Origin of the sequence: Myxococcus sp. AS-1-15, from assembly GCF_020037055.1 — a bacterium.
Classification (GTDB): Bacteria; Myxococcota; Myxococcia; order Myxococcales; family Myxococcaceae; genus Myxococcus; species Myxococcus fulvus.
Genome location: NZ_JAIQDF010000002.1, coordinates 474,872 through 487,583, shown reverse-complemented (window position 1 = coordinate 487,583; position 12,712 = coordinate 474,872). Strand labels below are relative to the sequence as shown.

At 70.7% G+C, this 12,712-nt stretch carries 10 protein-coding genes; 5 read left to right on the top strand and 5 right to left on the bottom strand.

What is annotated here, in order from left to right:
- Positions 1-41: 41 nt before the first annotated feature.
- The 3 genes from K8625_RS07715 (at position 42) to K8625_RS07705 (ending at position 3,566) form a co-directional block, all read left to right on the top strand.
- Positions 42-983: an ABC transporter ATP-binding protein gene (locus K8625_RS07715; RefSeq protein ID WP_223749828.1), complete on the top strand. Its 942-nt coding sequence runs from the start codon at positions 42-44 to the stop codon at positions 981-983.
- A gap of 81 nt (positions 984-1,064) precedes the next feature.
- A complete protein-coding gene (locus K8625_RS07710; protein ID WP_223749827.1) occupies positions 1,065-1,826 on the top strand; it encodes an ABC transporter permease in 762 nt (253 codons plus the stop codon).
- 99 nt (positions 1,827-1,925) lie between these two features.
- Positions 1,926-3,566 carry a serine/threonine-protein kinase gene (locus tag K8625_RS07705; protein WP_223749826.1) on the top strand — a complete coding sequence of 547 codons (1,641 nt, stop codon included), beginning with the start codon at positions 1,926-1,928 and terminating at the stop codon, positions 3,564-3,566.
- Between the two features lie 26 nt (positions 3,567-3,592).
- Here the strand turns inward: K8625_RS07705 and K8625_RS07700 are convergent, their stop codons facing one another.
- From K8625_RS07700 to K8625_RS07685, 4 genes are all read right to left on the bottom strand, one after another.
- Positions 3,593-5,182 (bottom strand): carboxylesterase/lipase family protein, encoded by a 1,590-nt coding sequence (locus K8625_RS07700; protein WP_223782301.1) that lies wholly within the window; start codon positions 5,180-5,182, stop codon positions 3,593-3,595.
- 366 nt (positions 5,183-5,548) lie between these two features.
- Positions 5,549-6,988, bottom strand: a complete 1,440-nt coding sequence (locus K8625_RS07695; protein WP_223749824.1) for a M20 family metallopeptidase — start codon at positions 6,986-6,988, stop codon at positions 5,549-5,551.
- Positions 6,989-7,163: 175 nt separating this feature from the next.
- Entirely contained in the window at positions 7,164-9,032 is a 1,869-nt protein-coding gene (treZ, locus tag K8625_RS07690) for a malto-oligosyltrehalose trehalohydrolase (protein WP_370641888.1), read from the bottom strand.
- Positions 9,033-9,160: 128 nt separating this feature from the next.
- Positions 9,161-9,658 carry a hypothetical protein gene (locus K8625_RS07685; RefSeq protein ID WP_223749822.1) on the bottom strand — a complete coding sequence of 166 codons (498 nt, stop codon included), beginning with the start codon at positions 9,656-9,658 and terminating at the stop codon, positions 9,161-9,163.
- A 198-nt stretch (positions 9,659-9,856) separates the two neighbouring features.
- On the opposite strand from K8625_RS07685, the gene K8625_RS07680 reads away from it, so the two are divergent.
- Positions 9,857-11,002 carry an AAA family ATPase gene (locus K8625_RS07680; protein WP_223749821.1) on the top strand — a complete coding sequence of 382 codons (1,146 nt, stop codon included), beginning with the start codon at positions 9,857-9,859 and terminating at the stop codon, positions 11,000-11,002.
- A gap of 108 nt (positions 11,003-11,110) precedes the next feature.
- Positions 11,111-11,494, top strand: coding sequence for a DUF5335 family protein (locus tag K8625_RS07675; RefSeq protein ID WP_046710694.1), 384 nt, complete (start codon positions 11,111-11,113; stop codon positions 11,492-11,494).
- Between the two features lie 148 nt (positions 11,495-11,642).
- Here the strand turns inward: K8625_RS07675 and K8625_RS07670 are convergent, their stop codons facing one another.
- Complete coding sequence (locus tag K8625_RS07670; protein WP_223782299.1) at positions 11,643-12,461, bottom strand: M57 family metalloprotease; 819 nt, start codon at positions 12,459-12,461, stop codon at positions 11,643-11,645.
- Positions 12,462-12,712: the final 251 nt, after the last annotated feature.

The following is a 12,712-nucleotide window of genomic DNA, read 5'->3' as shown; positions in this document are numbered from 1 at the left end:
CCAAGCGCCCCGCCATCGAAGGTGTTACACGAGGCGGCGCCATGTCGACCCCCACCCCCGCCCTGGAGCTCCAGGGACTCACCAAGCGCTACGGCGACTTCACCGCCTTGCAGCAGATGGACCTCACCATCCGGGCAGGGGAGATCTTCGCGCTGCTCGGCCCCAACGGCGCCGGCAAGACGACGATGATCGGCAGCGTGTGCGGCCTGGTCCGCAAGACGGCCGGCACCATCCGCGTCTTCGGCCAGGACCTGGACCAGGACAGCGTGGGCCCGCGCTACCAGGTGGGCCTGGTGCCGCAGGAGATCAACTTCGACCCGTTCTTCACCGTGGCGGAGTCCCTGCGCATCCAGCAGGGCTTCTACGGCCAGAAGCAGGACGAGGCCCGCGTGGACGAGGTGCTCACCGCGCTCAACCTCCAAGGCAAGAAGGACTCGCTCACGCGCGCCTTGTCCGGCGGCATGAAGCGCCGCCTGCTCATCGCCAAGGCCCTGGTGCACAAGCCCAGGCTGGTGTTCCTCGACGAGCCCACCGCGGGCGTGGACGTGGAGCTGCGCCGCGACCTCTGGACGTACGTGCGCAAGCTCGCCTCCGAGGGCACCACCATCGTCCTCACCACCCACTACCTGGAGGAGGCGGAGGAGCTGGCCGACCGCGTGGGCATCATCAACGAGGGCCGCCTGCTCATGGTGGAGGACAAGGCCACGCTCTTGCGCCGCTTCGGCGAGAAGCGCGTCGTCGTCAGCTTCACCGAGCCGCAGTCCAGCCTGTCGGAGGCCGCGCGCCGCTTCACCTCGCGCCTGTCCGAGGACGGCCGTTCGCTCACCTACGTCGAGCGCGAGGGCGCCGCCCCCGCCGGGGACTTGCTGCGCGTGCTGTACGCGGAGGGGCTCCCCATCGCCGACGTGGAGACGCGCCGCTCGCGCCTCGAGGATGTCCTCCTGGAAGTGCTCCGCGGTCGTCCCTCGCCCCAGGCCGCCTGACCCCACCCCTTTCTCGCGCCCGCCCACGAGGACGCGCCTTCCCAAGGCGACGCCTCGGGGCCGCGCCGCCATGACACCACCATGAACGTCCTCGGGATGCAGACGCTGTTCGTGAAGGAGGTCCGGCGCTTCATGCGCGTGCCGGGGCAGACGGTCCTCTCTCCGCTCATCAGCACCACGCTGTATTTCATCGTCTTCGGCTACTCCATCTCCGGCCGCGTCGCCGAGGTGGAGGGCTCGCCGTACCTGCACTTCATCGTGCCGGGCCTGGTCTTCCTCGGCATCGCCAACAACGCCTTCCTCAACAGCTCCTCGTCGCTGTTCATCACGAAGATCCAGGGCACCGTGGTGGACCTGCTCGTGGCCCCGCTGGGCCCCGGCGAGCTGATGGCGGGCTTCATCGGCGGCGCCATGGTGCGCGGCCTCGTCGTCGGTGGCCTCACCTGGGCCGTGGCCGGCCTGTTCACCGGCTTCAGCCTGGAGCACGCGTGGGTGGCCGCCTACTTCCTGCTCATCGCCTCCTACGTCTTCAGCGTGCTGGGCCTGCTCGCTGCCGTGTGGGCGGAGAAGTTCGAGCAGATCAACTTCTTCCCCACCTTCGTGATGTTGCCCCTCACGTTCCTGGGCGGCGTCTTCTATTCGGTGCGCGAATTGCCCGCGCCCTGGAGCACCATCAGCCTCTTCAACCCCATGGTCTACATGGTGGAGGGGCTGCGCTACGGCATGCTCGGCAAGAGCATGTTCTCCCCCGCGCTGGGCGCCGGAATCCTCGCGGGCGTCGCGCTGGTGGCCACCGCCGCCGTTTACTTCGTGCTCCGTTCAGGCTACCGGATGAAGGCATGAGACCCACCCGGACCTTCACCCCATCCCGTCAATGTGGGGTGACAGACGACTGGCCATTTCCCGCACGGTGAGAAAGGGAGATATCCTCCCGGACACATCATGGCGGTGCCATTCGGTAAGTACGAGTTGCTGCGGAAGATTGCGTCGGGCGGAATGGGCCAGGTGTTCCTGGCCCGTGAGCACGGCACGGGATTCGAGCGGCTGGTGGTCCTCAAGCTCATCCTCCCGCACCTGGCGGAGGACGATGAGTTCTTGTCCATGTTCCTGGACGAGGCCGGGCTGGTGGCCCGTCTCACCCACCCCAACCTCATCACCATCCTCGACCTGACGCAGATTGAAGGGCGTCACTGTCTCGCCATGGAGTACGTCCAGGGCGACGACGTGCGGCGGCTGGAGAAGTTCTCCCGGACCCAGGGCAAGCCCCTGTCGGTGGGCCTCATCCTGCGCATCATCGCGGACGCGGCCGCGGGGCTGCACTACGCGCACCAGGCAAGAGACCCGCAAGGCCGGCCCATGCGGCTGGTGCACCGCGACGTGTCCCCGCAGAACATCCTGGTCGGCTTCGACGGCGGGGTGAAGGTCATCGACTTCGGTGTGGCCAAGGCGGCCACCAGCAGCGCCAACACCGCCACGGGTGTGCTGAAGGGGAAGTACCCCTACATGTCCCCGGAGCAGGCGAGCGGCCTGGCCATCGACGCGCGCAGCGACTTGTTCGCCCTGGGCGTGGTGATGTGGGAGCTGCTCACCGGCAAGCGGCTGTTCAAGGGCGACTCCGACCTGATGACGCTGCGGCTGGTGAAGGACTGCCAGGTGCCCAGGCCCTCGCAGCTGAACCCCAAGCTGCCACCGGGGCTGGATGAGGTGGTGCTCAAGGCCCTGGCGCCCACGCCCGAGGAGCGCTACCCGGACTGCGGCGCGTTCCGGCTGGCGCTGGAGGACTACGCGCTCAACCTGCGGCTGCCCACGAGCAGCGCGCACCTGTCCGCGTACCTGCGCGAGCTCTACAACGAGCGCATCTCCACGGAGACGGACCCGGCGAAGCTGGACCAGCTGGCCGAGGACGCGGACCTGGACTCGCGCTCCAACTCGTCGTTGAGCGGCGTGGGCCCCTCCGCGCAGGGCGCGCGCACGTCGGCCTCGCGCCAGCAGCGCAACGTCACGCCGGGCACGCGCTCGCGTCAGGCCGTGGCCGCCGCGGTGGGCGGGCCGGTGGTGCAGGACCGCACGCGGGGCACCTCGCCCATGGAGCGCGTGGTGGAGCCCAGGCGCGTGCCGTGGGTGCCCGTCATCGTCGTGAGCGCGGCCCTGCTGGTGGCCGGCGCCGCCATCGTCTTCCTGCGCGGCCCCGCGAGCGTCACCCCGCCGACGGAGAAGCCGCCCGTGCAGGCCGTGGTGGTGGAGCCGGAGAAGCCGCCCGCGCAGCCCACGAAGCCGCCGCCCGTGGAGCCGGTGAAGACGGTGGAGCTGCCCGTCATCACCGAGCCGCCCGGCGCCACGGTGAGCATCGCCGGCGAGGAGCGCGGCGTGACGCCCATGAAGCTGGCGCTGGAGAAGGGCGCGCCCATCGTGTCGGTGACGCTCGCGCTCGCGGGCTACGAGCCGGTGACGCGCGAGGTCTCCGCCGCGGACGACGAGCTGCGCCTGGAGCTGCGGCGCCAGGGCGGCAAGTCCCCTGGCACCACGAAGCGGCCGCCCGGGGGCACCCCGAGCGGCAACCTGGGCATCAAGACGGGCCGCTGACGGCCCGCCTCATCCCCGCGTGAAACTCAAGGGGTGGCCTGGGGCCGCCCCTTGCTCTTCGCGGCGGTGGAGGTGGCGCCCTTCGAGCCGCCCGCGGCCCCCCGAGGCATCGCCGGGGGCTTGGGCTTGGCGAAGGCATCGATGAGGGGGATGCACAGCGTGGCCACGTCGAGGATGGCCTTGTCGAAGTCCGTCTCCGCCGTCACCGTGGGCGCGAGCCGCAGCAGCCGGTCCGCCTCCTGGGTGTGCTCGTGCCAGTCGACGCCGCCCACGCTCCCCGGCTTCTCGTCGCGCGCGAAGCGGACGATGGCGTCGAGCATGTGGCCGGCCCAGGCCCTGTCCTTGTCATTCATGAACCCCTGGTTCGGCGGGCCCAGCTCCGTCGTCCCGAGGAAGAACGGAATCTCCTGGCCGTGGGGCACACCGTTCGGGCTGCGGGGGCGCAGCATCTCCGCGGTGTAGTCGAAGGCGTAGCGCCACACCGGGTTGCCGCGGGACGCGTGGAGCGTGGCCAGGTAGCGCGGCAGCACGGCGAACACGAAGTCGCGACACATCCTCCGGCCAATCTCCCGGTCCCCCAGCTGCTTTCCGTACAGCGCGCGAACCGTGTCCGCGAGCCCGCCGAGCTTCTCCAGGATGGTGCCCGGGTCGATGCCGAAGGAGGCCACCACGCTGGAATCATCGCTGGTGTTGCCGATGACGAGCGGCAGGTCCAGCTGCTCCCCGGCCAGGAAGGTCTCCCGGATGCCCAGGGGCAGCACGGAGTCCCCCGCGATGGGGCAGGGGGCGTTGTTCACGTCCGACGGCAGCGGCCAGAAGCGCTCCGCGGGGAGGGCCCGCAGCTTCTCCATGGAGACCTCGTGCCAGTCCAGGCCCAGCCGCTGGGCGGTGGCCTCGCCGCAGTATCTCGCGTCCGCCAGGGGCTTCTCCGCGAGCACATACGAGCTCATGGCCACGCCCCGGTGGAACAGGTCCCGGCCGCGCATGAGCGGTGAGCAGTAGAGGGCCAGCACGCTCTTGGCGCCCGCGGACTCGCCCATGAGGGTGACATTGCCGGCGTCCCCGCCGAACAAGGCGATGTTGTCCTTCACCCACTCCAGCGCGAGCATCTGGTCCAGGAGCCCGAAGTTGGCGGGGCCGTTCGGCTGCTCTTCCTGCAGCTTCGGGTGCGCGAAGAAGCCCAGGTGGCCCAGGCGGTAGTTGAGGGTGACGACCACCACGTTCTTCATCGCCAGCGGCGAGCCGTCGTAGGCCTCGAAGCGCGAGGCGCCGAGCACGAAGGCGCCGCCGTGGAGCCACACCACCACGGGCAGCTTCGCGCCCGCGTCCAGCTTCGGCGTCCAGACGTTGAGGTGCAGGCAGTTCTCGTCCGGCTCCCCGGGGTCCCCGCCGCCGGACTCGATGCAAGCCTGCCTCGACTGCATGGAGGCCGGGCCGTACTCGGATGCATCCAGGATGTGACGCCACGGCTGGGCCCGCAGCGGCGCCCTCCAGCGCAGGTTGCCCACCGGCGGCTGCGCGTAGGGAATCCCCTTGAAGACGAAGACCGGGCCCTCCACCAGACCCTGCACCTGCCCTTCCTTCGTGCTGACCACGGGCGACCTGCTGGCGTTCATTCGCTTGGCTCCGTTGCTTGGATGACTGTCCATTCGGGTGAAAAGACACACGCCACCAGACTCCGACGAGACCGCTGCTCGTCGGGAAGCACGGACCCGAACGCCGTGAATCCATCTGGATGCGCGGGCCGGGTGATAGGACTTCGGGACAATCCCTCGCAACCACGCATCCACGCGTGTCTCGTGGAACGGGCGCTGGAAGACAGACACACCTCGACGCCCCTCCCCCGGGTCGGAGGCGGATGTCTCGGTGGATGTATCGATGCGCCCTGGAGTCGGCGTGGGACGGGCTTCGCGAGGCGGGCCCCGCACCGCCGCTCCCATGTGCGGGGAGCGGCGGGGGCCACGCGCCGGCGGAGGCGGGGCCTAGCGCTGGAAGTGGTCCGCGATGACGCTGGCCACGCAGCAGGTGAGCTTCTTGCCGGTGGGGATGTGCAGGAACTCGTTGGGGCCGTGCGCGTTGCTGCCCGGGCCCAGCAGGCCGGTGATGAGGAACTGCGCCTCCGGGAAGCGCTCGCCCAGCATGCCCATGAAGGGGATGGTGCCGCCCTCGCCCATGGCCATGGCGGGCCGGCCGAAGTACGTGCCGGACGCGGACTCCACCGCGCGCGACAGCCAGCTGGCCAGCGGCGGCGCGTCCCAGCCGATGCTGGCCTTGTCACCCTCGAAGGACACCTTGGCCTGGTACGGCGGGTCCTGCTCCAGCGCGTCCTTGAGCGCCTTCTGCGCCGCCTTCGGCTCCAGGCGCGGGGGGATGCGCATGGACAGCTTCACCGTGGTGAAGGGCCGCAGCACGTTGCCCGCGCTCTGCAGGGGCGGCAGGCCGTCCACGCCCGTCACCGACAGCGCCGGACGCCAGGTGCGGTTGAGCACCAGCTCCGCGCCGTCCTCGGACATGGGCTTCATGCCGGACACCCAGGGGAACTTGCCGAAGACCTCCTCGCCCAGCACCTTCGCCGCGGCGCTCGCCTGCTCGCGGCGCTCCTTCGGAATCTCCACGTGCAGGCCGTCCACCTTCACGCGGCCCGTGGACTCGTCCTCCACGCGCGAGAGCACCTGGCGCAGCACGCGGAAGCTCGACGCCACGATTCCGCTGGCGTCACCGGAGTGCACGCCTTCCGTGAGCACGTCCACGCGCAGGTTGCCGGCCACCATGCCGCGCAGCGACGTGGTCATCCAGAGCTGGTCGTAGTTGGCGCAGCCCGAGTCCAGGCACACCACCAGCGACGGCTTGCCGATGCGCGGCGCCAGCGCCTCGATGTACGCCGGCAGGTCATAGCTGCCGCTCTCCTCGCACGCCTCGATGAGGATGACCGTGCGCGCGTGGCCCACGCCCTGCTCGCGCAACAAGCGCAGCGCCGCCAGGGACGCGAACGCCGAGTAGCCGTCATCCGCGCCGCCTCGGCCGTAGAGCTTGTCGCCCTCGCGCACGGGGGTCCACGGCGTCAGGCCCTCGCGCCAGCCCGTCATCTCCGGCTGCTTGTCCAGGTGGCCGTACATGAGGACGGTGTCGTCCCCCTTGGTGCCCGGCACCTCCATGTAGATGACCGGCGTGCGCTCCGCGCCCTGCTCGTTCTTGAGGCGGATGACCTCCAGCGTGAGGCCGGGCAGGTGCGGGGCCTGCGCGCGGCACCACTCCACGATGAGCTGCACCGCGGCTTCCATGTGTCCGGCCTTCACCCAGTCCGGGTCGAAGGCGGGCGACTTGTTCGGGATGCGGATGTAGCGCTCGAGCGCCGGGAGGATCTCCTTCTCCCAGATGCGGTCGGAGGACTCGGTGGCGGTCTGGACGTTCAGGACGTTCATGGCCGCGATGCTGAGCACGGGAGGGCCCCCCTGTCGACACCGGCAAGGCCCCTCGTAAGGCCATGACGCGCCGCCCTGATGGGGCCCATCGGCGCGCCTGTCACCTGCTTCCCTGGCGCCCACACGAGGAAGCACCGCGTCAGCGCGCGGTGCCCCCGTGGGACTTCACGGGCGGTCAGCCCCGCTTCGCATCCGCGTATCGCACGACGACGGCGCCGGGGCCGCGCAGCCGGAGCGTGCCGCCGGTGAGCGGCGAGGCCGACACGTCCCCGCCGAAGCGCGGCGCGTCGCTCCACAGCACCACCTGGGCGTCGGCGGGCACCGCGTGCTCCACCTCGCCGCGCAGGGCCACCAGCACCTGGAGCACCTGGCCTCCGCCGCGCCGCTCCAGCACCAGCGCGTCCGGGCCCACCGCGCGAGCGTCATAGGTGCCCCGGCGCGCGTCCGTGAGCGTGGGGTCCGAGGCACGCAGCGCGAGCAGCTCGCGGTACAGGGCCAGCACGCCCGCGTGCTCGGGCCGCTGGGCCTCGCTCCAGTCGAGCCGGGAGCGCGTGAAGGTGTCCTGGGCCTGCGGGTCGGGGACCTCCTCGCCCGCGAAGCGCGAGAAGCCGGCGAACTCGCGACGGCGTCCCTCCGTGACGAGCCGCCCCAGCTCCGCGTGGTGGTCCGTGAAGTAGAGGAACGGCGTGCTCGCGTTCCACTCCTGGCCCATGAAGATGAGCGGCGTGTACGGCGACGCGAGCAGCAGCGTGCTCATGGCGCGGAAGGCCGCCGGGGACACGTCGTGGCCCAGTCGCTCACCCAGGGGGCGGTTGCCCACCTGGTCATGGTTCTGGATGCAGTACACGAAGCGCCACGGCTCCAGGCCCTCCGCCTTCGTGCCGCGCGCGTGGCCCAGGTTCTTCGACGGCTGACCCTCGTAGAACCAGCCCCGCACCAGCGTGCGCGCCAGGTCCTCCGCGCTGCCCGTGTAGTCCTGGTAGTAGCTCTCCGAGTCCCCCGCGAAGGCGCGGCGCATCTGGTGATGGAAGTCATCCGCCCAGACGCCGTCCAGGCCGTGGCCGCCCTCGGATGCGGGCAACATCAGCTTGCGCTCGTTGCGCTCGTCCTCGGCGATGAGCACCACGCGGCGGCCCGGAGCGCTGGCGCGGGCGCGCTCGGAGATTTCGGTGAGCAGGTGGGGCGTGCCGTCGTCGACGATGGCGTGCGCCGCGTCCAGCCGCAGGCCGTCCAGGTGGTAGTCGCGAATCCACATCTCCACGTTGGCGAGCACCATCTCCCGCACCAAACGGCTGTGCTCGCCGTCGTAGTTCACCGCGTCGCCCCACGGCGTGTGGTGGCGGCCGGTGAAGTAGTGCGGCGAGAAGGCCCGCAGGTAGTTCCCGTCCGGGCCGAAGTGGTTGTAGACGGCGTCCAGCATCACCGCGAGCCCCGCTGCGTGCGCGGCGTCCACCAGGCGGCGCAGCCCCTGGGGTCCCCCGTACACCTGGGCCGGCGCGAAGAGGTCCACGCCGTCGTAGCCCCAGTTGTGACGGCCGGGGAAGCTCGCCACCGGCATCAGCTCCAGCGCGGTGATGCCCAGCTGCTTGAGTTCGGGCAGCCGGGGGATGAGCGCCTCGAAGGTGCCCTCGGGCGTGGCGGTGCCCACGTGCACCTCGTACAGGACGAGCGAGCGGGGCTCCACGCCCTCCCAGCCCGCGTCCGTCCACGCGAAGTCCGCCGTCACCACCTCGGACGGGCCATGCACGCCCTCCGGCTGCGAGCGCGACCACGGGTCCGGGAAGGGGCCCTCCCCGTCCACGCGCAGCTTGTAGCGCACGCCCGCGCCCTGCCCCTCCAGCACCGCGCCGAAGCAGCCATCCGCCTCCGGCGTCATGGGCAGCGCGCGACCCGGCGCGCCCTTCGCGTCGAACAGGACCACCTCGACCCGCGAGTGACTGGGAGCCCAGACCCGCCAGCGCACCCGGGGGCCCGCCTCCACCCATGCACCCAACGAAGAGGTTTGAGACGGCTTCACGTTCCGCTTCTCCGACAGAGCACCCATGAGGGGCATCCCTGTAATGCGCTCGGGCCTGCCTGGGGAGCACTTGCGCGCGAGGAGGTCCGAGCCGTCCCCCGCGGATGTTCACGGGTGGGCGTTCCCGCCCGACACGGGGCCACCGCTCGTCCGCCTCAGTGCAGCGTGGGCTCGCGGTGCAGGAGGAAGGGGATGATGACGTGGCGGAGCAGCGGCAGCTCCAGGTGCGTCATCGCCAGCAGCGTGTGCCCCTCCAGCCAGCGCACCTCGTCCACGAAGGGACGCCACTGCCAGCCGGCCCCACGCGGGTACTCCACCTGGAGCGAGGCGCGTCCGTCCACGCGAGAGACGCCGTCGCGCAGCACCAGCGGCACCGAGCGCGAAAGCCCCCCCTCGCGCCGCACCAGGTTCACCCCGTCGCGCCCTCCCGCCGCGAAGTCCTTGCCCCACCAGCCGCGCAAGCCCAGCAGCCCCAGCCCCTGTCGCACCAGGCCCTGGAACCAGGCGGGCCCCAGCAGCTCTCCCCGGTAGCGCCCCGGCAGCGTGTCGCGCGCGGGGGTGGGGAGGGTGCGGAACAGCGCTCGCCACTCCCCGTACCGGCGCGGCTGGGTCACGGGCACGAGCGAGGGCAGGGACAGGGATGGGAGGCTCATTCCCCCACGCTATGCAGCCGGACGCCCCGCGCCCGCGCGCACCTGCCCGTCCGCCCTCCCGGGGGCTGGGCGCCGGGCCCTGCCGCTCGGGAGGGGGCTCGAGCTCGCCGGGCTGCTTGTGGACACCCCGGAGCGCCGGGATGATGCGGCCTCTCGGGTCCGGGGTCCTCCGGCCCGACGCCCCCGGAGCCATCCTCGATGACTGTCGTCCGCCATGGCCTGGAGCCCCGGCCCTCTCCCCGCGGCGAGGATGTCGTCGAGCGGGTCGCCGCCATCGAGGTCCTGTCCCCGCGCGAAATCGACGCGCGCCTCACGGACCTGGGCTACCGCGGCCAGCCCGAGGCGCGCCGCGCCGCGTCCGTGCTCGCCTACCGCCACCTGCGCCGCATCCGCCGCCTCCACCTGGAGGGGCTCGCCCCCGAGCCGGGCCTGCGGGAGAACTGCCTGTTCCTGGGGCCCACCGGCTCCGGCAAGACGTTCCTCGTGGAGCTGCTCTTCCGCGAAATCCTCGCGGTACCCACGGTGCTCGCGGACGCCACCCAGTTCTCCGAGACGGGCTACGTGGGTGACGACGTCAACACCCTGCTGTCGCGCCTGTACGAGGCCGCCGACCGCGACACCGAGTGGGCCGCGTGCGGCGTCATCTGCATGGACGAGTTCGACAAGCTCGCCACCAGCCGCTCCGACAGCCGCTTCGCCGGACAACAGACGACGAAGGACGTCAGCGGCTTCGGCGTGCAGCGCAGCCTCTTGCATCTGTTGTCCGCGGCGCACGCGGACTTCCCGCCGGACTTCGGCTTCACCAGCCGGATGCCGCCGGATTCCATGGAGATGGCGTGTGTCACCTTCATCGCCTGCGGCGCGTTCAGCGGCCTGCGCGCGACGGCGGAGGGCATGGCGCGCACCGAGCGGCTCGGCTTCGGCCGCGAGCCCCGCCGCGAGCCCGAGGAGTCCATCGCCACCGCCGTCACCCAGGAGCAGCTGGAGCAGACCACCGCCTTCGCCCGCTACGGCTTCATCCCGGAGCTCATCGGCCGCTTCAACCGCCTGGTCTCCTTCACCCCGCTGGACGCGGCCACGCTGGGCGACATCCTCCAGCAGAACGTGCTGCGCGCGTACGAGCGCGAGTTCGAGCAGGAGGGCCTGCGCCTGCACGTGGAGCCGGCCGTGCGCGAGCACGTGGTGGCTGGCGCCCTCAAGCGCGAGACGGGCGCGCGCGGCCTGCGCACCACGCTGGCGCCGCTCTTGGAGCAGGCGGCCTACGAGCACTTCGGCCGCCCGGACGCGGCCTCCACCGTGCGGCTGGTGCTGGAGGGTGACCGGGTGCGCTCCTGCACGGAATAGCGCCCGACGCTCCCTCCCCCACCGAGCGGGGAACCGGGTCCGGCCTCCATCCCGCCCGCACGCACCTTACGGTTTGAGCGGGAACACGAACACCGGAGGGTCGCACACATGGCGCACACGGACCACACGCGAGAGATTCCCCGGGAGGGCTGGGCGGACTATCTGGCCCTGCTCAGCAACATGGAGAAGGAGCAGCCCGTCCGCATCGAGGTGGAGGGGATGGAGCTGGGAGACCAGCCGCTCGCCTCGGGGCTGCCGTTGGTGGAGATCAGCCTGGAGGAGAAGGGCAGCGACCGGGGCGTGGTGGAAATCATCGTCGGCGGCCCCGGCGGCGAAATCACCCACCGCATCCAGAAGCCGGACCACATCTACGCGGACGAGAGCGAGAGCGGCGAGCTGGAGTGCCTCGACATCGAGAGCAGCGAGGACAACACCAAGACGCTCATCTACTTCGGCCAGGCCACCACGGCCGGCGCGCGCAAGATGGACTGAGCCTGGGAGGGCGCCCCCCCCCCGCGCCCATATCAGAAAGGCCGGAAGGCACCCCCCTCCGCGGGAGAAGGAACCTTCCGGCCTGTGGCCTTCACCCGTCCCCGCCGTCGCGACGGGGATGGGGGTCGGCCGGTGCGTCAAGCGCGAATCACGGGTACAGCGCGCGGGCGCCCTGCTTGTCCAGGGTGGTGAGGATGAGGTCGCCCGTCTGGGTGCCGTTGCACTGCGGGTAGTGCATGACCGAGGAGCGGTCGTAGGACGTCAGCGCGCGCCAGTTCGCGTCCTCGTAGCAGGAGCCGTTGACGCGCGTGTGCTCGTGGCGGAAGCCCAGCACGTGGCCCAGCTCGTGGCGCAGGATGCCCGCCAGCGTCCAGGGCGCGATGCTGCCGAAGGCCGTGTTGTCCACGAGCACGTTGCGGCCCGAGCGGCCCGAGTTCGGGAAGAACGCGCGCGCCAGGTACTGGCCACCGGAGTTCACCGGGCGCACGTCGAAGAGCACGCCCGTCTGGGACGCGGTGCAGCTGGCGTCGTAGCTGGTGCTGTGCGTGAAGTTCACGCTGGCGGTGGCCTCCCAGGCCGCCGTCGCGCTGTTCATCGCCGTCACCATCTTCGCCTTGTTGGTGGTGCCGAAGGTGTTGCTGATGCAGTACGTCAGGTTGCCCTTCTGCGCGGAGCTCCACTTGATGTCGCCCGCCGCGGTGCCGCCGCTGTTGTACACGGCCAGCCCGTTCTGGGTCTTGCCATGGTCCGCGACCACGTTGTTGTCGTAGTAGGCGCGCAGCTCCTCCTCGCTGTCCACGGCCTGGTCCATGTCGAAGATCCACTTGCCTTCCGGATCCTGCACGGCGCCCGCCTTGAACTCCTCCCACGTCATCTTCGGCGCCAGCGTCTCGGCGCTGTCGGGACCACACGCGGAACCCAGGAGCGTCACACCAGCCAGCAGCGCCATGGAGCGGAACTTGAGCATCGGTCTTTCCTCGGAAACACACGACTGCGGGGGATGCGCCGCCCCACCTGGTCCCTCCACCAGCCGCGGCAACGGCGCGCCCCGGCCTTGAGCAACTGTCGGGCCAACGACGCCCACATAGCTGGATAGACTGTTTTTCGAGCACAAACTGGATAGTAAGCACTCCAGGTCAAAACAGACCGACTGTAAATGGGCCTGACAAAGTCCGGTGGAAGTCGGCGTGGCGGTGAGGGTTTTCGTTTCGCGCCGGG

Excerpts from the sequence above, each read along its gene's own strand:
- K8625_RS07705 (WP_223749826.1), top strand. The coding sequence starts at position 1,926 with ATGGCGGTGCCATTCGGTAAGTACGAGTTGCTGCGGAAGATTGCGTCG.
- K8625_RS07680 (WP_223749821.1), top strand. The coding sequence starts at position 9,857 with ATGACTGTCGTCCGCCATGGCCTGGAGCCCCGGCCCTCTCCCCGCGGC.
- K8625_RS07700 (WP_223782301.1), bottom strand. The coding sequence starts at position 5,182 with ATGAACGCCAGCAGGTCGCCCGTGGTCAGCACGAAGGAAGGGCAGGTG.
- K8625_RS07710 (WP_223749827.1), top strand. The coding sequence starts at position 1,065 with ATGAACGTCCTCGGGATGCAGACGCTGTTCGTGAAGGAGGTCCGGCGC.
- K8625_RS07675 (WP_046710694.1), top strand. The coding sequence starts at position 11,111 with ATGGCGCACACGGACCACACGCGAGAGATTCCCCGGGAGGGCTGGGCG.
- treZ (WP_370641888.1), bottom strand. The coding sequence starts at position 9,032 with ATGGGTGCTCTGTCGGAGAAGCGGAACGTGAAGCCGTCTCAAACCTCT.
- K8625_RS07670 (WP_223782299.1), bottom strand. The coding sequence starts at position 12,461 with ATGCTCAAGTTCCGCTCCATGGCGCTGCTGGCTGGTGTGACGCTCCTG.
- K8625_RS07685 (WP_223749822.1), bottom strand. The coding sequence starts at position 9,658 with ATGAGCCTCCCATCCCTGTCCCTGCCCTCGCTCGTGCCCGTGACCCAG.
- K8625_RS07715 (WP_223749828.1), top strand. The coding sequence starts at position 42 with ATGTCGACCCCCACCCCCGCCCTGGAGCTCCAGGGACTCACCAAGCGC.
- K8625_RS07695 (WP_223749824.1), bottom strand. The coding sequence starts at position 6,988 with ATGAACGTCCTGAACGTCCAGACCGCCACCGAGTCCTCCGACCGCATC.